Here is a 25223-nt window from a genome sequence, read left to right as displayed (position 1 = left end):
TCGTCACACCATTATTTCCACTGAGTACCATCAGATTGCATATTGTCTGATTGAGAATATTGAGAATTATTAATTGGTGACATCACTGTCGTTTCTTGATCACGCACTAGATTTGACAAAGTACTGTCGCCATTTGCATTATTCACAAAATTTGCATTATTTGCATACTGTTGATTAGCTTGTGCAGAAACTTGCTTAGCAAGCGCAAGATTTCGTGCTTTCTTACTTTTAACTACAGCTATTAGCACAAAAATCACAATAATTACGGCAATAATAGCAACAAAAATACCTACGATTTGAAGAACTAGAGCTGTATCGTCACTTTTCTCAGATACTTTGTGAGAATGCTTATGCTGGTTGCGAAGGAGTTTGTGATGATTGTTAGTTTCATCTTTTGTGGCTTCATCGTTGTCTTCTTCATCTTGATCCTCTTCGTCGCCTTCGCTGCCACTTGCTCCAGCAGCAGCGCCCGCACCTAAAGCAGCATTAGGATCGGTATTATCTCCAACTGCAAAATTAAGAACACGCGTATCGCTTACAGCGCGTCCGTTTTTAAGCTTTCCTGAAAAAGTAAGCTTCACATGATAAATTCCAGGCTTAGAAAACACCCAATTCACGTGAGTATGAGCGTTAGTTTCAATCCAGCTGTTTTGCGGATAACCTTTAGTACTATCCCAAAGCTGCTGTGGATTGTTATTGCCATTTTCTAAGTAAACATGCAATTTGCCTGGACCACTTACTCCTTCAAGCGAAAGGTTTGCACCACGATCGAGCTCGTTAAGCACGCCACCTTCCTGCGTATTCCAACCAAGCCACGGCACATCAGGATTCTGAGTTTGTGGAATAACATACAGCTTCGTTCCAGGCTTTTCGCCAATAAAACTGTAGGCAGCGTCATCAGGCATAGGAATTATTGAATTGCCACCTAATTTAAATACCACATTTTCTGGGTCTCGCCACACTGGTTCATCACCAGTATCATCGCGAATCTTCAATTTCCATTTGCCGTCGATTAGCGTTGGTCCAAAATCAGCATGACCTGCTTGAATCATAACTGGCTGATTGCCTTCAGTGGCATAAGCAGTTTCTTGCATTGGATTTGGTGCACATAAAGATGCAACCAAAGTTACTAAAGAAAATATGAGCGCAAGCAACGCAGTAGAATATGCATGCTTTCGTTTTACTTGCAATGTTTCATTTTGTTTGTAATTCATCATTTAAACTTTCTAGTAATAATACGAATACTATTTACAACAATTTCAATCTAGGACGTACCAAAGCACCGCATGCACCAGTTATTGTGCATAAGCCGACGCTCGCACCTGAAGCTGCAACCGCAACCCACTTAGTCGAGGAACTATCACCTTTTGTATCATCTGAATCATCTTCATACGCTTCATCAGATTCTTCGTTGTATTGCCTTGCACCTTGCAAAGCATGGTGTTCAGTATTCTTAACAAAATCAGGGTTATTGACAGAACTATTTTTGGACTTATTGCCAGAATTATTATCTGTTCTCACGAAATTACGAATAGTCTGTCCACTTTTCTTAGAGCTCTTGTTCTTAGTATGAGTTCCGCCAGAAGTTCGTCGCGATGAATTATGTAACGATGTTCCGCTTGAATTTTCTGTTCTTGTAAAAGAACTAGAACCAGAACTAGCACCACTTTGCGTATTATTTTTAGAATTATTCTTACGATTAGTGCGGTTAGTCTTATTGCGATTCTTCTTTGTGCGCTTGAATTTTCTGTTGGATTTCTTAAAGAAATTAGATTCGAATTGGAATCCACCATTAGAGCTAGATCCGAATAGTCCAGAATTTGCAGCACCGCCGAATACGCCTTTCAAAAAGTTCTTTCCACCAGCGAAATGCTTAGTCTTATTTTTGCGCTTATTATGACGCTTCTCATGGTGCTTTTTCCCGTGAGGGTTCTCATCATCTTCAGAATCAGAACCACTTTGATCATCATCGCCATCATGGTTATGAGAGTGAGGAACACCTTTCATCTCAATAACATAATCGCAAAACTCATCAAACATTTTATTACGGTAAAGTTCACCGTTCTTTAAAACTAAGGAAGGACGAATCGTTGCACCTTGCATTGACGCATCAAGTTTTAGCTCCAACTTGCTGCTTGCAGCACCCGGAATGCGCTTAAATTCGCTTTCTCCTTCCTTTTTCATCAACCAAACATAATCTTTGACAATGGAAGTTACTGGACTTGTCGGATCGTCAATTGGCGCACCGGTAACACCGTCGGTTGCAACATGAGGGTTAAGCAATACTGTTTTCGCGTGTAAAGTATCCCCTGGTTTGAAACGCTTATAAGGAGCAATTGCTTTTACTACAGGATGTCCGTCGGCACCGTGATCTTCAACGGCGATGGTTGCAGACGCAGTATCTTTGCCAACTTGCGTTTCACCTTCAGTTGCGTGAGCATACACTTTCATCTTGTTCATTGCAGGCTCAGCCGGAAGCTGCAATCTCTCAGCAAAAAGAGTGGTTCCATACGCGTCAGGACCTTCGTCAGCACGCACATATCTCCACTCAATACGAGCACCCTTTGGTTTGTTAACTACTTTTAAGTCTAAACCACCATAACCTTCGTATGAATGATAATGCGGATGAGGCCCGGAATCACGAATATTGCCGATGCGCATATCGCCGCCATCGTCTTTATCTGTGTCTTTATGATCTTTGGAAGCTTCGTGCGCTTCTTCATCATCGTCAGGATTAATAAAATCACCGCGACGGTGCAAATCAAGCGTTTCCGTAATGCCAGAAGCAGGTACTTCGCCTGAATATGTATCTTCTACTTCAAAAGTGTATTCTGCAGGTTCGGTTGTGATCTGCTTCTTAGTGTTCTTATTTGTAATAGTTGCTGCTACTTTTAGCTTGTAAACGCCAGGCTGCGTAAATCCCCAGTTTGCATGCACGTGGCCAGCAGTATGTTGGTGAATTACGCCAGGTAGCATAAATCGACTGCCATCAGTATCAGGTTCGTCGTCTAAATCATTCTCTTCAAATGATAATTTCTTCGAATTTTTTCCAATGCCATCGGTAGTCCAAAGCAGAATGCGCCCGTTCATTGGTCCAGTAACTTGCTGAATTGCAATATCTGCTGTTGCATCATCTGCGTGAGATGCGCCAACTAAAGATGCAGCATAACCTGTGTCCCAACCCGGGAAAAGAGGGTTCCCTTTTTGATTTCCGGAACTATCGAGATAGTAGTATTCAGTAGCGAGAGCAGGAAGTTGCGATTTTGTAGTGTACGTGCTTTTAGCTACGCGCAAAGTAGTGTTTTCAGGCTTTAAGAAAGTAGCAGCGTCTTTTTCGACGGCCATAATGAATTTACCATTGTATTGAATTGGGTAAAACACGTCTGTATGGCCGTGACTTAGCACTTCCTTTTTTGTAGGATCGTATTTTTCAGCAGGATTACCATTTTCTAATGCAACTGCCGGTAAAGCTGCACTAAATCCTGATGCGAGCACGGCAATGGCAAGTATTGCAACACTTGCCATTGCAAAAGCACGTTTCACAATATTCCTAATGACCTGAGTCATAATTACTATTTCGCTCTCTACACTTCATCTTCTTATCGTTATATGCGCTCTTCTTTTCGCAAATAATTATGGAAGATTTTTAACAACGTCTATTAATAATAATAATGATTCTCATTAATAGCAAGTCGACACTCCGAATAAACAAAAACGCTGGCAGCTTAAAGCAACCAGCGTCGATTATTTAATAATTATTCAATATCTATCTAATATTTTTTAAAAGCAACTTTTAGCCTTCCACAATATCAGCATTAAGGCAAGTCTTAAAATGACGCAAAGCCCATTCGTGACCTGCAGGATCAAAGCTTGCAACGGCATCCTTGTGAACCACAATCTTGAATCCAAGATTATACGCATCGACAGCAGTGTGAAGCACGCAAATATCCGTGCAAACTCCCACCAAATGCAGCTCCTCAATATGGCGTTCGCGAAGCTTAATCAGCAAATCCGTGCCATTAAACGAAGAGTAGCGAGTTTTATGAATGTAATACACGTTGCTTTTATCTTTATTTGCTTCGTAAAAATCACCAAGTGTGCCATATAACTTCTGGCCGTGAGTTCCTGCGATATTGTGAGGTGGGAAAAGCTTAGTTTCAGGATGATACGGATCGTTCAAATGGTGCGTATCAATCGCAAAAACCACGAACTCACCAGCGTCAAGAAATTCCTGCGAAATCTCAGTAATACGCTTCTCGAGCTTTTGCGCAGGCTCGCCCACAGTAAGAGAGCCATCGCTTGCCACAAAATCATTCGTATAATCAATGTTAATAAGGGCTTTATTCATACCCACTCCTTGTATGAAATTTACAGAATAATCGCAAATAGCATTACTGCTAACAGCATTATTGCAAATAGCTCTACTGCAATAGCATAATCGCTTTAGTTACAATATTCCGCATTCTTAATTGCTTGATTTTATTTCAATTGATAGCCCAATTATCAACTCAATTGCTGGCCCAATTGCAATCGGCGCAATACCTTAATATTCAAAGAATACTCAAAGCTCACTTGCTTCTGCACCGACTATCATCATTTAATCACTACCTTGCGGCAAATTTTAAATCTTACTGATAAAATATTGGAACAAAAAACAAATTAACAGTACTAAGTAGTTTTATAGGTAGGAAAATATGAAAAAAATAAAAATTCACCAGATTGTTAATCTTATTTTTAGCGGCATTGCTTTAATTGGATTGCTTCTGCCATATTCTTCATCGTACGGAGAATACAGGAATTTTTTGACATCAAATCCAGACATCTTGTTCGCAAAAGAAATAGGTTTTAAAAATATTGACGCTGTCGATTTATCGATGTTAGAAAATCTTAGGTTATATTTCTGTCTTGCTAATAATTCTCATGGAAATGACTGGCTCAAGAATGAAGCAATAATAAATGTTGTTCTCATAATTGCACTGATCGCATCTATACTTCTTATACTATTGTTTACACTTTTAAATAAGCCTGTTGCAAATATTGTATTTGCACTCATCTTGGCAGCTGCATCACTTCTTATGAATTATGACGCAGTAAGCCGTCATGCACTTCCTTCAGATAATTATACTTTTGGCTTTACATATTACCTTTATACGCCGTTGGCAGTGGCTGTAATAGTTTGCTCAATAGTTGGAATTGTCATAAAAAAGAAAGAAAAGAAAGCTGCAAGACTTTCAAATTTTGCACATGCAAAATAAGAGTAAACAAAATTGTAAATTGTAAGCAGTTTACAAAATAATTGTAGGGGTCAATATTTTAGAACATTGACCCCTACTATTATCGCTACATTTGCAAACAAATATAGTTAATACTATTGGGACACAGCTATAAGTTTCTTAGAAACTCTCGCTTGAACATCAACATAATAATTAAGCTCATCAGAGTTCAAATCTTTGCTATGCCAATTGTTGAACTTTTTTACTGCATCATTATATTTATCTAAATACGCAGAGTACTCATTAAGAATAGTCTTATCAGTTGGATTTTTCTTATACTTTTTCATGAACGCAACATATTCGTCCATAACTGTTTCATAGCTATCCATTGCCGCTTTGAAATCACTACGCAATCCATTAACAAGCTTCGTGTTAGTTTTAGGTTTTGGTTCAGCTTTTGGAGTAGCTTGCTTTGGAGCAGCCTTTGCGGCATCTTTCTTCGCATCAGACTTATTGTCATCATCACTGTCTTTAGACTCGTTATCTGGAGCACTGATACTAATGCTCATAATATTATTGCCTTCGTATCCTAATGACAAATCCCAACCTGAATTATTTTTCGCATTGTACAAATCATCTTTCTTGCTGTAGTCAACTGTAAAACCTTTATCAGAGCAAGCTTTCACATATTTCTCATAATCTTCCATACTGGTGTTGCCAATATAAACTTTAAAGCTATCCTCATTTTCGTATGAGAACTTTCCGAATATAGATTTTGGTACAGGCAATTGATTAGCTGCTTTACTCGATGGCCAAGTAATTGGAGACATTTCCATCGGCGCATTCAGCGCGATACTTAGCTGATTATTGCTTTCATAACGAAGCAATTTTAATTTATAGCCTTCACTGTTATAAGAAGAATATTCTGTAGAATCAGTTTTTGAATCTACAGTAAATCCTTTATCCTTGCAAGCTTTAATATAATCATTAAACTGTTTGGCAGAAATATTGTTTATATCAACATTCATTTCTTCAGAAGAGTTTTCAATGATTTTACCCATGTTAGATGGAGGATTTGGCAATTCTGAGCCTAAAACCATCTCATTCCAATTAATAACAACGCCGTTATCTAATTTTTTAATATTCAAGAATCCGCATATTGCAACAACAATTATTATTATGCTGAGTAAATAAAACCAAAATCTTTTATAAATTGGCTTTTTCTTTTTGGCATGCATGCTGCCATAACCTGTAGCTGCTGGAACAGTGAGATTCTGTTGCGGCGGCGGAACAGGAATATTTTGCTCAAAAGTCGAAGCTGCTGTTGATTGTTCGACCTTTAATTTTGATCCGCAGTATGGGCAGAAGTCATTCCAAGACTCCATTCCGCAACTTGCACATTTCATACATCATCTCCTAACAATATTGATACGCATATATCATGAAAATGCATCTCATGCTTTGCTATAAATAATATCAAATAAATTGTTGGACTTTTAAGTATTAAATGTTGTATGAGTTTTGGAGGGTTTAACGTCAACATCTGCTCCAATTATGATGTGAGTCTCTCGCGTTTGGAGGGTTAACCCTCGCTCTACGCTCCATTTGCGAGACGACACTCGCACTATACGTGCTCGCTACGAAACTCGCGTTGGAAGTCCAGTGGACTTCCAACTTAAGCGAGTTTCCGCTCCGAATTGCCTTCGCGCGCTAAATCGCAGCGCTCAGACAGGTCGTCGCGCCCCCGTTTGAAGGATTACAGATAACAGTATACGAAAACGAAAAAACAGTATGCGAATATGAAAAAAGCGGGGAGTAAAAAACTCCCCGCTAGAAAAATAATGCGGCAGCGTGCTAGTCTCCCACACCCTATCGAGTGCAGTACCCTCGCCGTGTCAGGCCTTAGCTTCCGGGTTCGGAATGGGACCGGGCGTCTCACCTGAGCCATGACCACCGCAAAACTAGATTATACACTCAAAACCATTGAGTGGCAACACGTGGCGGTTAGGGAACCGGACATGAACGCGCGTAAAAACTCTTTTATCAACTGATCGTTAAGCAAAACATTCAGTACTCATTAACGCTAGAAGAATAATACTCATAAGGAACTCACCCTCCCCACTAGTAAAAGTGAGGAAGAATGTCACCATCGCCCGTTAGTACTAGTCAGCTCCACCCCTTACAGGGCTTCCACATCTAGCCTATCAACCACGTGTTCTACATGGGGGCTCACACACTAAAGTGCAAGGAATGCTTATCTTGGAGCAGGCTTCCCGCTTAGATGCTTTCAGCGGTTATCCCTTCCGAACGTAGCTAACCGGCAGCGCCACTGGCGTGACGACCGGCATACCAGAGGTTCGTCCACCCAGGTCCTCTCGTACTATGGGCAGGTCTCCTCAACATTCCAACGAGCGCAGAGGATAGAGACCAAACTGTCTCACGACGTTCTGAACCCAGCTCGCGTGCCGCTTTAATCGGCGAACAGCCGAACCCTTGGGACCTGCTCCAGCCCCAGGATGCGACGAGCCGACATCGAGGTGCCAAACCATCCCGTCGATATGGACTCTTGGGAATGATCAGCCTGTTATCCCCGGGGTACCTTTTATCCGTTGAGCGATGCCACGTCCGTACGCCGGCACCGGATCACTATCTCCGACTTTCGTCCCTGCTCGACCCGTCAGTCTCACAGTCAAGCCCGCTTGTGCGATTACACTCAACACCCGATTGCCAACCGGGCTGAGCGGACCATTGAGCGCCTCCGTTACTCTTTAGGAGGCAACCGCCCCAGTTAAACTACCCGCCAGGCACTGTCCCTGACACGGATAACGCGTCGAGGTTAGACGCCAGATATGGAAAGAGCGGTATTTCACCTGTCGACTCCACGCAAGCTAGCGCCCACGCTTCACAGCCTCCCGCCTATGCTACACGATCCACACCTAACGACAATACCAAGGTATAGTAAAGGTCCCGGGGTCTTTTCGTCCTTCTGCGCTTAACGAGCATCTTTACTCGTACTGCAATTTCGCCGGGCTCCTGGCCGAGACAGTGGGGAAGTCGTTACGCCATTCGTGCAGGTCGGAACTTACCCGACAAGGAATTTCGCTACCTTAGGATGGTTATAGTTACCACCGCCGTTTACCGGGGCTTAAATTCACCGCTTCACCGAAGCTAACGGATCCTCTTAACCTTCCGGCACCGGGCAGGCGTCAGAGCGTATACAGCGGCTTACGCCTTCGCACGCTCCTGTGTTTTTGGTAAACAGTCGCTACCCCCTAGCTTGTGCCACCCCCAACAGCTCAACAATGTAAAACCATATCACCATCAGGGGTCTCCCTTATGCCGAAGGCACGGGAGTAATTTGCCGAGTTCCTTGGCCAGGATTCGCCCGATCGCTTCGGTATACTCTACCAGACCACCAGTGTCGGTTTAGGGTACGAGCGGAATCACACCTCACGTTGAAGCTTTTCTTGGCAAGCAGGATCACCGGAATCAGCCTTACAGCCTACCCATCACGCCTCAGCTTAACATCCCCCGGATTTACCTAGGAGACAGCCCACACGCTTAGCCACGGAAAACCACCTCCGCAGCCGGCTACCTACCCGCGTCACTCCCACGCTAACCTACTACCGATACAGTCCCAACACAAACCCATCAACAACCCCGAAAGGCAATCAACAAGAAAATGAAGGTTAGTACTCTCAGATTCAGTTCGAACGGTGTAACACCGGTACGGGAATATCAACCCGTTCATCCATTCGACTACGCCTGTCGGCCTCGCCTTAGGACTCGACTCACCCGGGGACGACGAACGTGGCCCCGGAACCCTTAGTCATTCAGCGGACGGGATTCACACCCGTCTCTCGCTACTCATGTCTGCATTCTCACTCCTGTAAAGTCCACGACAAGTTCACACTGCCGCTTCACCCCATACAGGACGCTCTCCTACCCCGCATGAAACAAATCATGCAGCCGCGTCTTCGGTGGCGTGCTTAAGCCCCGCTACATTGTCGGCGCGGAACCACTAGACCAGTGAGCTGTTACGCACTCTTTCAAGGATGGCTGCTTCTGAGCCAACCTCCTGGCTGTCTATGCGACTCCACATCCTTTCCCACTTAGCACGCGCTTCGGGACCTTAGACGACGATCAGGGCTGTTTCCCTTTTGACGACGGAGCTTATCCCCCGCCGACTCACTGCCGTGATAAACCTAACAGGTATTCGGAGTTTGGCTGCTATTGGTACCCGGTATGGGCCCGCAAGCATCCAGTAGCTCTACCCCCTGTAAGCAATAACACGACGCTGCACCTAAATGCATTTCGGAGAGAACCAGCTATCACGGAATTTGATTGGCCTTTCACCCCTAACCCCAAGTCATCCCCCCAGTTTTCAACCTAGGTGGGTTCGGTCCTCCACACGGTCTTACCCGCGCTTCAACCTGCTCAGGGCTAGATCATCCCGCTTCGGGTCCAGGACATGCGACTCAAACGCCTTTTAAAACTCGCTTTCGCTACGGCTCCCCCACCCGGGTTAGCCTCGCCACATACCACTGACTCGCAGACTCATTTTTCGATAGGCACGCCGTCACCCCACAAAGAAGGCTCCGACGGATTGTAAGCGCACGGTTTCAGGAACTATTTCACTCCCCTCCCGGGGTGCTTTTCACCTTTCCCTCACGGTACTAGTACACTATCGGTCAGACAGGAATACTTAGGCTTACCCAACGGTCTGGGCAGATTCACGCGGGATTCCACGAGTCCCGCGCTACTTGGGAATAAACATAAAGAGACATCGCACGACAAGCTACGGGGCCATCACCCTCTACGGCTGGGAATTCAATCCCATTCACCTAGCACGACATTTTATCACTCTCCTCAACCCCGTCAGAGGCTGAACAGTCCATCCCACGACCCCGAATGCGCAACACCTGACGGCTATCACACGCACCCGGTTTAGCCTGATCCGCTTTCGCTCGCCACTACTCACGGAGTATCCTTTCCTGCAGGTACTGAGATGTTTCACTTCCCTGCGTACCCCCCACAAAAACTGTGGTGACCACTCATAACAGTGGCCGGGTCTCCCCATTCGGAAATCCTCGGATCAAAGCCCACTCGGCAGCTCCCCGAGGCATATCGCAGCCCGTCACGTCCTTCATCGGTCCTGTCTACCAAGGCATCCACCATACGCCCTTACCAGTGACAAACACTAAAGTAAGAACCCATCAGCAAAATTCTCTAGACAAAAAATCATCACACTAAACGATCACAAAACGATCAAGCGACTCCAACAAAAGGAGCCGGTTGAAATTGATAAAAGCAAAAAAATCGAAACCAAAAAAGTCTCGCATTTTACTCGCGTCCACTATCCAGTTCTCAAACCACCACAACACCACAAAACCAGCATCAACACTCAAAAAGCATCAACCTGAAATCCTGTGAGTCAAGGACCGCAACCCCAAAACAAGGGGGGTGGCAATCCGGGAACCCAAAAGCATGCCCAACAAACTCATATAAAACGTTAACCACTGTTTTCCACACCAGTAACCACACTCAACCGAGCGTGCACAAAAACTCCGTAGAAAGGAGGTGATCCAGCCGCACCTTCCGGTACGGCTACCTTGTTACGACTTAGTCCCAATCACGAGCCTCACCTTAGACGGCTCCATCCCAAAAGGGTTAGGCCACCGGCTTCGGGTGCTGCCCACTTTCATGACTTGACGGGCGGTGTGTACAAGGCCCGGGAACGCATTCACCGCGACGTTGCTGATTCGCGATTACTAGCGACTCCGCCTTCACGTAGTCGAGTTGCAGACTACGATCCGAACTGAGACCGGTTTTAAGGGATCCGCTCCATGTCACCATGTCGCATCCCGTTGTACCGGCCATTGTAGCATGCGTGAAGCCCTGGACGTAAGGGGCATGATGATCTGACGTCATCCCCACCTTCCTCCGAGTTAACCCCGGCGGTCCCCCGTGAGTTCCCGGCATAACCCGCTGGCAACACAGGGCGAGGGTTGCGCTCGTTGCGGGACTTAACCCAACATCTCACGACACGAGCTGACGACGACCATGCACCACCTGTGAACCTGCCCCGAAGGGAAACCACATCTCTGCAGTCGACAGGCACATGTCAAGCCCAGGTAAGGTTCTTCGCGTTGCATCGAATTAATCCGCATGCTCCGCCGCTTGTGCGGGCCCCCGTCAATTTCTTTGAGTTTTAGCCTTGCGGCCGTACTCCCCAGGCGGGACGCTTAACGCGTTAGCTCCGACACGGAACCCGTGGAATGGGCCCCACATCCAGCGTCCACCGTTTACGGCGTGGACTACCAGGGTATCTAATCCTGTTCGCTCCCCACGCTTTCGCTTCTCAGCGTCAGTAACAGCCCAGAGACCTGCCTTCGCCATTGGTGTTCTTCCCGATATCTACACATTCCACCGTTACACCGGGAATTCCAGTCTCCCCTACTGCACTCTAGCCCGCCCGTACCCGGCGCAGACCCACCGTTAAGCGATGGGCTTTCACACCAGACGCGACGAACCGCCTACAAGCTCTTTACGCCCAATAATTCCGGATAACGCTTGCGCCCTACGTATTACCGCGGCTGCTGGCACGTAGTTAGCCGGCGCTTATTCGAAAGGTACACTCACCCGAAGGCTTGCTCCCAATCAAAAGCGGTTTACAACCCGAAGGCCTTCATCCCGCACGCGGCGTCGCTGCGTCAGGGTTTCCCCCATTGCGCAATATTCCCCACTGCTGCCTCCCGTAGGAGTCTGGGCCGTATCTCAGTCCCAATGTGGCCGTCCGCCCTCTCAGGCCGGCTACCCGTCGAAGCCTAGGTGGGCCATTACCCCGCCTACAAGCTGATAGGACGCGACCCCATCCCATGCCACTAAACACTTTCCCAACAAGACATGCGTCAAGTTGGAGCATCCAGCATTACCACCCGTTTCCAAGAGCTATTCTGGAGCATGGGGCAGGTTGGTCACGCATTACTCACCCGTTCGCCACTCTCACCAGTCAGCAAGCTGACTAGATCCCGTTCGACTTGCATGTGTTAAGCACGCCGCCAGCGTTCATCCTGAGCCAGAATCGAACCCTCCACGAAAAACTTCAATGAAGAGCCAACAAAAGGCTCCAATATTAAAAAGAAAAAGACGAGACATTCTTTAAGGAAAGAACATCCCAACAAAAAACCTCACCACCATTTAACCATCTCTCAGGCACCCTGCAATCTGCAAGGCAGGCAATGAACTGGCAATAATTAACTAATAAGTAGTACAGACACGCTCTTGAGTTCTCAAACCACCACCACACCAGCCGGCCCATCAACCTCAACCGAGGAGAACCAGCCGCGCTGAGCAGCAAGAGATAAACTTACACCAACCCACGCTAAAACGCAAACCCACCAAAAACAAACACCCCAAAACCATTGAAAACAAGCCAAAACACCGGCGTGTCGAAAACCACGCAAAAAACACCAAAAAACATGCTATCTGATATTGAATCTATAAAAAACTTTTTAAAAAATAATAGATTTCTTAAAAAATACACAAAAATAGGATAAAAATACGCAAAAAATCAATAGCGCTCACGCATCAACACGCATATTAAAGATTTCTGCCAGGCCTGCAATATCTGGCTCACCATATTTCGTAACTAATTGCATCCACCGATTAGCATTGTCTTCACCAAATCGCGCAGCCTTGCGACGATAAGAATCAACTGTCAAAAAACGAGGAGGTATCGATTTGCTGTTATATTTATCCGCAACCATAACAATTTCTTGCTCAACTGTTTGCGGAATATAGTCTTCAGCAGGAAGAGGCAAATTTTGCGCAACAACTTGCTCTCGAGTTAAGCCAACTCCAGTATGATTGCGCGCAAATTGCGCAGCATCCTCACTAAAACCATTATCAATTAAATATTTATATCCGCGCAAACCATGCAAAATATAATTCGGTCCATCAAAGCGTAATATGCCACCAGCGTTGCTACTGCCATCACTTTCAAGCACAAAATACGTGCCAATATCGTGCAACAATCCACCTATTAAAGCTGCGTATTCATCAATATACTGTTTTGGAGCTAAGCCATCACTAACCGCAGGTAATATTGCATAACTATCTCCGACAAGCTCCTGAAGGCAATTTTTTGCTATTTCAGCACGCTTACGCAAAGTTCCACTCATTTGAGCAACACGATTTTCAGCGGACAAAAGCATATTGCAATGATGAGCAATTTGCCAAGCAATTGTTGAGATTACAACACAATGACCGTGAATAAGCTCATAAGCAGCAGAAGATGGTGCAGTTGCACTATGCAATTTCTCTACTTCACCAAAATCAGGTAGATTAGCGAGTTTTATCGAGTTGCAATTAAGTATGCTTTCTGCACCATTTTCCATTTTAAGGCTCTTCCTTAAGATTCTTACTTAAGATTATTTTTTGCACTCTTTTCAGTTGCTGCACTCTTTTCAGATTTCACACTATTCGTATCATTGGCACGAGCAGCATCCTCCACAGCCTGCACAACAGCATGCGTTACATTCGCTGCATCGATATTTGCCCCATCTTTATTAGGCTTCTCCACGCTAACTTTTTTTGTCTCTTTAATTGGAACTGGGCTAATTTTCCCAGTATTGGCAAGTTTTTCGTTAGCAAACATCACATTAGCAGCAGCAATATCTCGTGCGTTCATAACAGCAGTCTGCTCAGCATCAGTAGGTCTGATATCTTTCACAACGTGAATATTAGTTTCAAGCGCTGAGGCACCTTGCAAAGATTGAACTGCTCGCTGAGAACAGTCTTCACGCTTCAAACGCGGAGGTCTGCGAGTAGAAACAAACAACGGCTGCACTTCAACAACCGGATTGTAAGGAGCCAAACCAAACCATTTAACAGGCGTACCAGCAACATGTCTAATTGCATATTTCATCTTTAAAGATAACGCTCCACGCACAGAAATATTAGATTCCGGCATCAACGCTTTGTGCAACAGAACATAGCGAATTGGTCCAATATCTGGATCTGCATCAACCTTTGGATACACGGATTTTTGCTGAGGAAGTTCGCCCGTGTGCGATAAGTCATGCATAATTTGGTGAAGATACGCTGGTATAGAAGGCGACACTTTAAATCCGAGTTTAATTTTTACGCGGAATAAGTAGTCCGTACCGAAATTCTCTACACAATACTCACGAGTAAACGGAGCGTCATCTGTTTCTACAGAAACAGCCCACCAAGCTCTAGCACGCTTTGGATGGTCGGCAAAAATAGAGAAGAAGATTCCAGTATCGAGACGCTTCATTTCACGATCGGAAGTCAAATACACAATATTGTCAGCGAAATACGGAATACGGAAATCTCCGTGCAACTTATCTAGCACAGGTAGGAAATCTTTCGGTTTCATGTGCAAACGTTGCGAACGCTCAATTTTAGTTCCATCTTTCCAAGTGACCATAATGATCAAAATTGAAACACCGAGCAGCATAGTAAACCAGCCACCGTGCATGAATTTCGCCATGGAAGCCACAAAGAACATCATCTCAATCATGAGGAATACGATTGCAAATATGAAGGCACCAAATCGCTTCTTTTGATACCACATGTGCACTGTGAGCAAAATAGTCGTAGCAAGCATAGTTAGAGTTAAAGCTAAACCGTATGCGCCAGAGATATGTTCAGAATCGCGGAATACTGCAAGAACCGTAATAGTGGCAACACACAGCACAACATTCACAACTGGAATATACAGCTGTCCACGAGTTCTAGCAGGATATCGCACTTGCAAATGTGGCATCCAATTTAGGCTTGTTGCCTCAGAAACCATTGTGTATGCGCCTGTAATCAACGCTTGAGAAGCAATAATGCCAGCAGTAACCGAAAGAATAACGGCAACATATCGCACATTTGGTTCAAGCATTTGGAAGAACGGGTTCAAACCTTCTATTGACCATAATGCTTTATCGTTTTGATTTTTCAACATCCAAGCGCCTTGCCCAAAGTAATTCAGCAGCAAAGCAACTTTAATAAACGGCCAGGTTGCGTACACATTGCCTCTACCAACATGACCCATATCAGAATATAACGCTTCAGCACCGGTAGTAGAAAGGAAGATCACACCCATAACCGCTAATCCCTGCACATTATGCGTGCTAAACAGGAATTTTATGCCATGAATCGGGTTAAGTGCTTCAAAAATAGTCCAATCTTGGCCAATGTTCATGACACCAACCAGCGCAAGGAAAGCAAACCAAAGCATCACAACAATGCCAAATACTTTGCCAATTCGCTCAGTTCCGCGTTGCTGTACAGAGAAAAGTATGACGATTATAATAACCGTAATCATCATCGACAAATTCTCATTTTCTAAGAATATTGGCTTAAACACTGCAATAGTGCGCAAACCTTCAACTGCTGAAGAGATGGAAACTGCAGGAGTCAGCACAGAATCTGCCAAAAACGCGGCTCCACCAATCATTGCCGGTATTGCAAGCCACGCGCCTTTTTTACGTAGAAGCGAATATAAAGCAAAAATGCCGCCTTCGCCTTTGTTGTCTGTTCTCATTGCAACAAATACGTATTTTACGGTTGTAATTAATGTGATTGACCAGAACAGTAGCGAAAGCATTCCGTAGATAGTCGCGCGATTTATGTTTTGTAAGCCGCCTTGACCTGCTAAAAATGTTTGCGCAGTATAAAGCGGAGAAGTACCAATATCGCCATAAACAACGCCAAGAGCAACAATTGCCATTCCCAATGTAAAACGATCGGAACTGGTTTGCAATTTTGCCCACCATCTACCTAACGGACCTCGTACTGCACTAGCAACAAGCTTTTCCGCTTCTTTTACTTCTTGCGCTTGCTGCTGAGCTATTACTTTGCGCTCTTCGCGTGTTGTCGTTTTTTTTGACACCTGAGGAGCCTTAGTAAACGAGGCAGCTCGCAATATAGCATCCTTAGTACCTTTTAAGGATTTAGTGCTTTTCTCGGAATCTTTCGCGCCGTTGCGAGGATCCTTTGTACTATCGTTTGACGGTACAGCAGTGCGTGACTTAGTCATGCTTAATTGTTCCTCCATATATGAGGCTTCTTCTTGATGCCAACAAGAAGTCGCATAAACCTCACACCTCACAGTTTTATTTCCGTACTTGGATATTGTATACAACAATAGTGCATCGCGCAAAAAATATTAAAAAATCCTTGAAAATTAAGGATTTTATATTCCTAAAATTCGTAAATTTTTCGCGTATTTTCGCGTGTAACTTTCGCTGCTTGCAATAACGATATATTTAGAACTTCAGAAAGTGTTTCTAGCGTATAAGGAACCATATAAGGCGCGTTTGGCCGTCCACGATACGGCATTGGCGTTAAATAAGGCGCATCCGTTTCAACAGTTATATGGTCTTTGCCAATAATTCGCGCAGATTCGCGTAATTCATCATTGCCTTTGTAACTTATAGTTCCAGAAAAACTTGCGTACCAACCGTGCTCTTTCAATATTTCGGCTAAATCCACAGCACCAGCATAACTGTGAAATACTGTTCGCTCAGGAGCGCCATCTTTCAGTAAGACTTTCACTACGTCTTCATGCGCATCACGATCGTGAATTTGTAAAGGTAAATTCAGCTCTTTTGCGAGCGCAATATGGTCGCGGAAAGCCTCTATTTGTGCTTCTCGCGCAGTCTCTCCCGTACGAAAGTAGTCTAAACCGGTTTCACCTATTGCCACTACTTCTTTTGGATGAGCAATTACTAGCGAGCGCAAATGTTGCATAGCTTCGTCAAATGGAATATCGTGATACGGCTTGTAAACTATCGGTAGTCCGTCAGGTCCTTGAACGCCTTTGTGACCATGTAATACTGCTTCGTTTGGATGTATTGCTATTGCTGCACGAACTGAATTTTCATGCGTTTGAGCAAACTTAATCGTCGGCTCCCAATCTGGATATTCACATCCGACTTCTAGCATGTGTGAAACGCCTGATGATTTTGCTTGAGCAACTAAATCGTCTGCAGTAGGTTCCGCTATTAAATCGCGACCTTTTTCTGCTAATTCTTGATTCAAATTATGTGCAAAATCCACAACGCTAAGCATGTGCGTGTGATCGTCTGCAATTGTTATGCCTTCTTGTAGCAGATTTTCCCATACTGCAGATTGCGCTGCTAAAGCCGGCGCCCAATTATGTTCGCGATGATGTTTACTCATATTTTTAAGTCTACTCGCAAACTCAACTGTCAATTTTTATTGAATGATAAGTATTTATAAAACTGCTTTGCGAATTGCATCATATTGCGATTTTACAAGACGATAATACGCTCCTCTTGCCTCCATAAGCTCGTTATGAGTGCCTTTTTCAACAATTTCTCCATGATCGATTACACAAATCAAATCCGCATTCTCAATCGTCGAAAGCCTATGCGCTATTACAAAAGATGTGCGATTTTTAAGTAATTGAGCTAATCCTGCCTGTAATGCTTCTTCTGTACGAGTATCAATATTACTTGTTGCCTCATCTAGAATAAGAATTCGCGGATTCGCAAGCAATACTCGCGCAAACGATATAAGCTGACGCTGACCTGCAGAAAGAGTGGCTCCGCGCTCTTCAATTTCAGTATCGTATCCGTTCGGTAATCCTTCAATAAATTCGTGAGCATGAACTGCGCGCGCTGCATTCTCAATTTCTTCATCAGTGGCATCGAGCTTCCCATAACGGATGTTCTCGCGTACGGTTCCACTGAAAATAAAGCTATCTTGCAACATTACGCCCATTTGTTTTCTAAGAGATGCGAGCGTTACTGAACGTACATCGTACCCGTCTATAGTAATCGAGCCTTCTGAAACGTCGTAGAATCTAGAAAGAAGACTTACAAGAGTTGTTTTTCCTGCGCCAGTAGGCCCCACAAGAGCTACAGTAGTACCAGGATTAACATGCAAATCAACCAAGTTCAATATTGGCCTTCCATCTTCTTCGTAACGGAAAACAACGTCATTTACGTCTACTTTTCCTTCGATCTGAGGCAATTGAATAGCATCTGGCTTATCTACAATATTTGGCTTAATTCGTAAAGTTTCAAAAATTCGTTCCAAATAAACTGAGCACGTTACAAGTTGCGTGTAGAAGTTTCCAATATTTACTACTGGATCCCAGAAAGTAGTCGAATACCAAACAAATGCTATAAGCGTGCCCGTGCTCACGTTCATTGCACCTAAGTTTGCTATGCCAGCGTAATACAAAAGCGCTATTGCTGCAGTCTCAATAATTGAAGCACCAGGCCAAAGTAACATTTGCACTCTAACGTTTCGCATCCAAGCACTTCTTACTTCTGCTTGTTGCTCTTGAAAAGTAGTGTATGCCATAGCTTCTCGCGCAAAAGTTTGCGTTGTTTTTACTCCTGCGATTGATTCGTGCAAATACGCATTTAAATTACTTTGTTTATTTGATAACTTTTTAGACGCTTTTCTTTGCAAAATTTGTAAAGTTCGCGTCCAAATTATAAATATTGGGAATAGTGCCAAGCTCCACAAAGCCATTCGCCAATCTATAACAAACATTGTTATTAATGTAATAATAAGCACAAAAACGTCAGAAAATACGTTAATTAAACCGGATGAAAGCGTGTCAGAAAGCGTATTGATGTAGTTTACAATGCGAATCAGAATTTTCCCATGCGGACGCGAATCAAAATAATCAAAAGACAATGATTGCACATGCGTAAAAATATCGCGACGCATGTCTTTGATTATCATCTGGCCGATGCGTGTAATCGCTAAAGTTCTGTATGCTAAACCGAGTTCATACAATATAATGAGCACTGCAAATACTGCAATAATTGTATATAAATAATTGACGTTTTTCTGAGGCAATACAACGTCGATTAGCGTTTTTGTAATCATTGGCATCGCTGTCATAATTATGCTGCCGCTAATAACTACCATAATTACGAATAGAAGTTTAGTAGCATACGGCTTCATATATTTTCTAACGCGCATAAGTTCGTGCACGTTTATGTGTTCTTCTTGACCTTCGTCTTCACGATAAGTATTACGTTGTGCCATTTCTACTCCCCCTTCGTTTCGAATCCTGCAGACCTGCCAGTTTTAAAGCCAAGTTGCTTTCTATAAATCTCCCAATACCTCCCGTGCGCTGCAACAAGCTGAGCATGCGTGCCGCGTTCAACAATTTTCCCGTGATCTAGCACAACAATCATGTCTGCATCTTTAACGGATGAAATTCTGTGCGCAATAGTGATTATTGTGCGCGTGCCATCAAGCTTTTTCAGCTCCTGCTGAATATGCTCTTCCGTTTCCATATCTACAGCAGAAGTTGTATCGTCCATAATCAAGATTGCAGGATTATTTGCCAACGCTCTAGCTAAGCTCAAACGCTGCTTTTGCCCACCAGAAAGACCTACCCCACGCTCGCCTACTACTGTTTCATAGCCTTCTGGCATATCCATAATAAAATCGTCTGCTGCAGCAATTGTTGCCATCGTGCGAATGGTATTATCTAATTCCTTACAATTTTCTTTAGTTTGAGGTAATCCAAAACTAATATTTCCTGCAATAGTGTCCGAAAATAGGAATGTTTCCTGCGCAACTATGCTAACTTGGTTACGAACAGTTTCTAACGGCCATTCGCGCACGTCTTTTCCGTCAATTAAAACACGACCACGCGTAGGATCATAGAATCTTGCTATAAGACTTACGAGAGTTGATTTGCCGGAACCAGTTTCACCAAGAATACCCAGTTTGCTTCCAGCAGGAACGTCTAAATCAATATCTTTTAAGATTGGAGAGTCTTGATCGTCTGGGAATGAAAAATCAACATGCTCAAAAGTAATTTTACCTCTAATTTTAACGGTTTCGTCCGCTTCTTTTGGATGTCTAATATGCGATTCTTGCGTAAGAAGTTTGCGAATATTCACGCATCCTGCGTTAAAACGCTGCCAATCATTAATAAGCCAGCCCACCATTCGTACAGGCATGTGTAGCATCCAAAGGAAGCTATTAAAAGTGACGAATGCACCTAAAGTCATGTTGCCATTCAAAACAAGCCATCCGCCGAAACCAACTGTTATAAGCTCAAGCACAAAACCCATGCCATCGAGCCAAGGCATGTATTTTTGAGTATTTTTTGCAAGCGTAATATTGCAATTAAAGTAGTCTTCGTTGCACTTATCGAATTTCTTAGTTTCGTAATCCTCACGCACGAAAGCTTTTACTACGCGATTCCCCTCGATATTTTCTTCCACCATTGAATTCATGCGCGCAAAGGATTCACGAATTGCAAGGAATTTCGGTCTAGCTTTTTTGCCCATAATTTTTGCGAGCAGAAACAAAAATGGCGTAATTGACATAAGTGCTAAAGCGAGCTTCCACTGAATTGAAAACATTATAACCAGCGCTAACACGAACATTACTACACAATCTAACGCCATATACGAAACCCAACTTAAAATATGACGAATCGCGTCAGTATCCGATGTCATACGACTCATAATGTCGCCTGTGCGCGTGTGATTAAAGTACGTAAAATCGAGAGAATGAAGCTTTTCGTACTCGTCGCTCACCAGGCGATACACGGCATTTTGACCAAACTTTTCCATTAAAAGCTGGTAAATATACCTTGAGCCAACGCGAACAATCATCATCGCAACCATTAAAACGCATACGCTTATAAGCAAATTATGCTGTTTGCCAATAATGATTTTGTCCACAATAAAGCCAGAAAGCAACGGCATTGTCATTGCCATCGTGTCATTGATAATAAATAGAAAAATAGCAAGCCAAACTTTCCACATGTCCGGCTTACAGTATTGCAATACCCAGCGCACGTTACTCGCATCTTTGCGTTTATTCGGATTGACGTACATGCGCCAGCTTCTCCTTTGTTTCCGATTTTGCTTTTTGAGACTTAATTTTAAATTTATACTATTTTCTCACATTAGCATACACAAAAAGATGTGGCGTGTAGCCAAAAGACTACACGCCACATGCTATAAGTTAAGCAATCAGCTTAGTAAACTTGCGCGAATTATCGCTACAAATTTACTTACTTCTGCCAGCCCATATCCTCTGGGTAGGTGCTTGCGTAACCAGCAGGGCCGTTGTTAGCAAAGCCCTTCTTGAACACCTGGTAAATAGGAGGAGCAGAAACTGGAAGAGTTCCGTAGAGTGCGAGAGCTGCAGACTCTGCCTTGTTTGCATAATCAGTCTGTTCCTTGTAATCGTAGGTCTTGCCAATCTTGTTGAGCATAGCATCAATCTTCTTATTGCCAACGAGACCGAGGTTGGAATCGCTATCAGACTTGTAAACCTGGCTTGCTGCAGACAAGAAGCTCAATGGAGATGTGGACTGCCATGCCAATGGAAGCACCTGGTACTCGTGCGAAGCAACAACCTCGGAGAACTTAGCAACAGCATGGTTCACAGTCTTGCACTTAATTCCAGCCTTCTTCATCATGGCCTGGAATGCGTTAGCAAGAGCTGCCTGAGTAGAATCATCGCCGAAGAAGGTGAAGGAAATCTCAAGAGTCTTGCCATTCTTGGCGTAGTAGCCATCCTTGCCCATCTTGTAACCAGCAGCTTCAAGGGTCTTCTTAGCGTTTTCGGTGTTGTACTTGCCGTCAGCAGGAAGATTGTTCTTGTAGCCAGCCTGGAACATGGAGAGAAGCTCAGAACCTGGCTGCTCGCTCTTCCAGTTCATGCCCTGGAACTGAATCTTGTTGTAGGTAGCAACGTCGAATGCCTGAACAACAGCCTTACGAACTGCAAGCTCGTTAAGTGGCTTGGACTTAGCGTTGAAGTTAAGCACGCGAACCTTGGTGCTGTAGCCGTAACGCAGCTGAGCACCCTTAACGCTACGAGCAGACTTGATTGCGTCCTTAGCAGAAATGCTATCGGTTACAGCATCGATTTCACCGTTCTGGAAAGCGTTCAAAGCTGCAGTATCTTCCATACGCTTTACAACAACCTTATCGAGCTTTGCCTTCTTACCCCACCACTTTGGATTGCGGGTGAAAACAACCTGATTTTCGGTTGCGGATTCAATCTGGAATGGACCTGCACCCCACTCGTTGTGAGGATTGTTTACCCAACCCTGGTTGAAGGTCTTAACGTCACCGGCCTTTGGATGAACCAGTGGAGCGAAAAGCATTTCCCATGTTGCGCATGGCTTCTCATAAGTCACTACAACCTGCTTTGGAGTGGAACCTTGTTCAACACTCTTGATGCAGTCATAGCCTTCAGTACTTGGGACGGAGTAATCCTTGTTCTTTCCGTTCAAAGCCTGCCAAGTAGCCTTAAATGCAGTGTAGTCAAAATCAGTGCCATCATTCCACTTGGCCTTTGGGTTCAAGTTGTACTGAACAACAAGTGGCTTATCGCTAACCTTCTTAACGGAAGTGATGTAGTCAGGGTTGTACTTAAGCTTTTCACCCTTAACGGTGTCATAAGCCATAAGATTTGGCTGGTAGAAGCCCCACAAAGTATTCATGTAACCAGAGTTACCGTCGTTAGAAGCGTAATTCCAGTTTGGACCGAGAACAGGAAGAGCAACGGTGTAAGTGCCGCCGTCCTTAACGTTGTCACGTGACTGTGGATTATCGTAACGCTTGTTGACATCTGGCATTGGAAGTTCGCCAGTGTAAGAAGTGTCAACACCAGCAGCTGGCTCTTCAGTCATACCTGCTTTACCAGCATTGTTAGTAGCACCGCCGCAAGCGCCGAGCAGCATTGCAACAGAAAGTGCAGCTGCGGCAAATACAGTCAGTTTACCTGCATTTGTATTTTTCATGATTCCTCTCATTCCCCGGATGATGTCCGTCTTCCGGTATGTTGTATGAGTATATACAACTCTATGACATTCGACAAATCGTTTTCACAAAATATTGATTTTTTTCTTTTCAACTTTATGAAAATTAGTCAAAAAAGAATAATTTATTATCTATAATGAGCAAAACAGAAAATTTTTTAGTTTATTTTGGATAAAAAACAAAATATATTACGTTTTTTAAATTTATGTTACACAATAAAAAGTCGCGCATGTTGTAATAAACATGCGCGACTAAGTAATTTATTCAGGTTGATGAAGATTAACTAAAATCAACAAGTCATGAATTACCTAACATCGTCAAAATTATCTTCTTCAGAAAGAATAATACGCTTACGGTTCTTCTCAATTGTAGGATCCGGAATTGGCACAGCGCTAATCAAAGCCTGAGTGTAAGGGTGCTTTGGATTATCAAACACCTCATCCGTTTCACCAGATTCAACAATTCGACCGTGATACATAACAGCAATTCGGCTAGAAATATGTCGAACAACAGCCATGTTATGCGCCACGAACAAGTAAGCAACACCCAACTTGTCTTGCAAATCTTCAAGCAAGTTAATAATTCCAGCCTGAATAGAAACATCCAAAGCCGAAACTGGCTCATCAAGAAGCAAAAGCTTAGGATTCACAGCCAAAGCGCGAGCAATAGCGATACGCTGACGCTGGCCGCCGGAGAACTGCGTTGGGAAGCGATCAACTTGATCAGGATTCAACTCAACCAATTGCATAAGCTCAGCAATACGCTGGCGAATTTCTTCCTTCGACTTCTTTTGCACAAGCAAAGGCTCGGCCAAAATATCGTAAACAAGCATACGAGGATCAAGAGAACTCATTGGATCCTGGAACACGTACTGAATCTTAGAACGAAGTTCGCGACGCTGCTCACGAGTCAACTTATCGTTCAACTCAGTACCAAAAACTGTAATAGAACCAGACTCAGGCTTCTTCAAGCCCATAATCTCCATCAAAGTCGTGGACTTACCAGAACCAGACTCGCCAACCAAAGCCACAGTTTCGCCTTCACGAACCTCAATACTCACACCATCAACCGCGCGAACTTCGCCAACCTTACGTCGCAAGAAGCCGCCGCTAGTAATTGGGAATGTTTTAACCAAGTTCTTAACATCCAAAACAACTTTTCGTTGCTCACGAGGAATGCCTTCAAACATTGGCTTAATTGGCTTTTCGGTTTCCGCATGCAGCAACGAGCGAACAGTTTCGCTTTCCGCTTCAAGACCAATCATAGTGCTGTCGTCGCCGCTCTCTTCTTCAGCCATAAGCATATCCATAGTCGGCTTAGAAATTGGAGTCAAACGACGAGTGCGCTTTTGATCAACGCGAGGAACAGCGCCCAACAAGCCAATAGTGTACGGCTGAGTTGGGTGAGCAAAAATCTCCTCAACGCTATTATGCTCAACCAAATGGCCCGCGTACATAACAATAACTTCGTCTGCAACGCCAGCAATTACGCCCAAATCGTGAGTAATGAAAATCATTGCAGCGCCGGTTTCGCGCTGAGCTTTCTTCAAAACTTCCAAAACCTGAGCCTGAATAGTCACATCCAAAGCGGTAGTAGGCTCGTCTGCAATAATAATATCCGGATCGTTAGCAATTGCCATAGCAATCATCACGCGCTGGCGCATACCACCAGAAAACTCGTGAGGGAAAGCCTTCAAACGCTCAGCCGGCTTAGTAATACCAACCAAATCAAGCAATTCAATAGAACGCTCGCGAATCTGCTCTTCGCTCATGTCCGGGTTATGAATAACCAAAGCTTCCTTAAGCTGATCACCAATAGAGAAAACTGGAGTTAAAGCAGAAAGAGGATCCTGGAAAACCATGGCAATATTCTTGCCACGAATCTTACTCATCTCAAGATCAGTTTTAGTAAGAAGCTCCTCGCCCTTATACTTAACCGAACCTTTAACACTAGCATTCTTATCGAGTAAGCCCATCACAGCCAAAGAAGTAACCGACTTACCGGAACCGGACTCGCCAACGATACCAATAGTCTTTCCGCGGTACAAATCAAAATTCATTCCGCGCACAGCATGCACAGTACCAGCTTCAGAAGCGAAGCTAACTTGCAAGTCGCGTACTGAAAGCAACGGTTCGTTGTTTTGATCTTCCATCGTGGTTTCTTCCTTAATAGCGTTATTTGCAATATCAGTCATGTTTAT

At 44.0% G+C, this 25223-nt stretch carries 13 protein-coding genes and 3 rRNA genes; 1 reads left to right on the top strand and 15 read right to left on the bottom strand.

All coding sequences use genetic code 11. The annotated features are described in order from the left end of the window. Positions 1-11: 11 nt before the first annotated feature. From HXT43_RS00745 to HXT43_RS00735, 3 genes are all read right to left on the bottom strand, one after another. Positions 12-1214 (bottom strand): choice-of-anchor M domain-containing protein, encoded by a 1203-nt coding sequence (locus tag HXT43_RS00745; RefSeq protein ID WP_117009056.1) that lies wholly within the window; start codon positions 1212-1214, stop codon positions 12-14. 34 nt (positions 1215-1248) lie between these two features. Continuing rightward, complete coding sequence (locus HXT43_RS00740; protein ID WP_117009050.1) at positions 1249-3567, bottom strand: choice-of-anchor M domain-containing protein; 2319 nt, start codon at positions 3565-3567, stop codon at positions 1249-1251. A gap of 226 nt (positions 3568-3793) precedes the next feature. Continuing rightward, positions 3794-4348 (bottom strand): cysteine hydrolase family protein, encoded by a 555-nt coding sequence (locus HXT43_RS00735; protein WP_004118531.1) that lies wholly within the window; start codon positions 4346-4348, stop codon positions 3794-3796. Between the two features lie 346 nt (positions 4349-4694). Here HXT43_RS00735 and HXT43_RS00730 point away from each other — a divergent pair, with 346 nt between their 5' ends. Continuing rightward, on the top strand, positions 4695-5255 hold the full coding sequence (locus HXT43_RS00730; RefSeq protein WP_117009052.1) for a hypothetical protein: 561 nt from the start codon (positions 4695-4697) through the stop codon (positions 5253-5255). A gap of 113 nt (positions 5256-5368) precedes the next feature. On the opposite strand, the gene HXT43_RS00725 is transcribed toward HXT43_RS00730, so the two are convergent. The 12 genes from HXT43_RS00725 to HXT43_RS00670 all read right to left on the bottom strand — a co-directional run bounded on the left by HXT43_RS00725 (position 5369) and on the right by HXT43_RS00670 (position 25217). Then, on the bottom strand, positions 5369-6619 hold the full coding sequence (locus HXT43_RS00725; protein ID WP_415707075.1) for a DUF6591 domain-containing protein: 1251 nt from the start codon (positions 6617-6619) through the stop codon (positions 5369-5371). A 435-nt stretch (positions 6620-7054) separates the two neighbouring features. Then, a 5S ribosomal RNA gene (gene rrf, locus HXT43_RS00720) occupies positions 7055-7171 on the bottom strand. A 179-nt stretch (positions 7172-7350) separates the two neighbouring features. After that, positions 7351-10411: ribosomal RNA gene (locus HXT43_RS00715) — 23S ribosomal RNA — on the bottom strand. 375 nt (positions 10412-10786) lie between these two features. Then, positions 10787-12313 (bottom strand): 16S ribosomal RNA (locus HXT43_RS00710). Together the 16S, 23S and 5S rRNA genes form the textbook arrangement of a ribosomal RNA operon. 192 nt (positions 12314-12505) lie before the next feature. Continuing rightward, positions 12506-12652, bottom strand: a complete 147-nt coding sequence (locus HXT43_RS00705) for a hypothetical protein (RefSeq protein ID WP_162720529.1) — start codon at positions 12650-12652, stop codon at positions 12506-12508. A 144-nt stretch (positions 12653-12796) separates the two neighbouring features. Continuing rightward, complete coding sequence (locus HXT43_RS00700) at positions 12797-13612, bottom strand: HD domain-containing protein (protein WP_076003085.1); 816 nt, start codon at positions 13610-13612, stop codon at positions 12797-12799. A 23-nt stretch (positions 13613-13635) separates the two neighbouring features. Then, positions 13636-16269, bottom strand: a complete 2634-nt coding sequence (locus HXT43_RS00695) for a KUP/HAK/KT family potassium transporter (protein ID WP_116442894.1) — start codon at positions 16267-16269, stop codon at positions 13636-13638. A 164-nt stretch (positions 16270-16433) separates the two neighbouring features. Further along, positions 16434-17414 carry a TatD family hydrolase gene (locus tag HXT43_RS00690; RefSeq protein WP_116442891.1) on the bottom strand — a complete coding sequence of 327 codons (981 nt, stop codon included), beginning with the start codon at positions 17412-17414 and terminating at the stop codon, positions 16434-16436. A 54-nt stretch (positions 17415-17468) separates the two neighbouring features. Then, the gene (locus HXT43_RS00685) at positions 17469-19265 is read right to left on the bottom strand and encodes an ABC transporter ATP-binding protein (protein WP_116442890.1); all 1797 of its coding nucleotides are present in this window, start codon (positions 19263-19265) and stop codon (positions 17469-17471) included. 2 nt (positions 19266-19267) lie between these two features. After that, on the bottom strand, positions 19268-21082 hold the full coding sequence (locus tag HXT43_RS00680; protein ID WP_116442889.1) for an ABC transporter transmembrane domain-containing protein: 1815 nt from the start codon (positions 21080-21082) through the stop codon (positions 19268-19270). 179 nt (positions 21083-21261) lie between these two features. Then, positions 21262-23004, bottom strand: coding sequence for an ABC transporter family substrate-binding protein (locus HXT43_RS00675; protein ID WP_004104709.1), 1743 nt, complete (start codon positions 23002-23004; stop codon positions 21262-21264). Between the two features lie 323 nt (positions 23005-23327). After that, positions 23328-25217, bottom strand: a complete 1890-nt coding sequence (locus tag HXT43_RS00670) for an ABC transporter ATP-binding protein (RefSeq protein WP_004104711.1) — start codon at positions 25215-25217, stop codon at positions 23328-23330. Between the last annotated feature and the right edge of the window lie 6 nt (positions 25218-25223).

The sequence above is a fragment of the Gardnerella sp. DNF01195 genome, assembly GCF_049244175.1.
Classification (GTDB): domain Bacteria; phylum Actinomycetota; class Actinomycetes; order Actinomycetales; family Bifidobacteriaceae; genus Bifidobacterium; species Bifidobacterium leopoldii.
The sequence above is the reverse complement of the archived record's forward strand: the minus strand, read 5'-3'. Positions and strand labels throughout refer to the sequence as shown.

Bases quoted from the DNA above. Each gene is read 5' to 3' on its own strand.
- HXT43_RS00745 (WP_117009056.1), bottom strand. From the start codon at position 1,214: ATGAATTACAAACAAAATGAAACATTGCAAGTAAAACGAAAGCATGCA.
- HXT43_RS00740 (WP_117009050.1), bottom strand. From the start codon at position 3,567: ATGACTCAGGTCATTAGGAATATTGTGAAACGTGCTTTTGCAATGGCA.
- HXT43_RS00735 (WP_004118531.1), bottom strand. From the start codon at position 4,348: ATGAATAAAGCCCTTATTAACATTGATTATACGAATGATTTTGTGGCA.
- HXT43_RS00730 (WP_117009052.1), top strand. From the start codon at position 4,695: ATGAAAAAAATAAAAATTCACCAGATTGTTAATCTTATTTTTAGCGGC.
- HXT43_RS00725 (WP_415707075.1), bottom strand. From the start codon at position 6,619: ATGAAATGTGCAAGTTGCGGAATGGAGTCTTGGAATGACTTCTGCCCA.
- HXT43_RS00700 (WP_076003085.1), bottom strand. From the start codon at position 13,612: ATGGAAAATGGTGCAGAAAGCATACTTAATTGCAACTCGATAAAACTC.
- HXT43_RS00695 (WP_116442894.1), bottom strand. From the start codon at position 16,269: ATGACTAAGTCACGCACTGCTGTACCGTCAAACGATAGTACAAAGGAT.
- HXT43_RS00690 (WP_116442891.1), bottom strand. From the start codon at position 17,414: ATGAGTAAACATCATCGCGAACATAATTGGGCGCCGGCTTTAGCAGCG.
- HXT43_RS00685 (WP_116442890.1), bottom strand. From the start codon at position 19,265: ATGGCACAACGTAATACTTATCGTGAAGACGAAGGTCAAGAAGAACAC.
- HXT43_RS00680 (WP_116442889.1), bottom strand. From the start codon at position 21,082: ATGTACGTCAATCCGAATAAACGCAAAGATGCGAGTAACGTGCGCTGG.
- HXT43_RS00675 (WP_004104709.1), bottom strand. From the start codon at position 23,004: ATGAAAAATACAAATGCAGGTAAACTGACTGTATTTGCCGCAGCTGCA.
- HXT43_RS00670 (WP_004104711.1), bottom strand. From the start codon at position 25,217: ATGACTGATATTGCAAATAACGCTATTAAGGAAGAAACCACGATGGAA.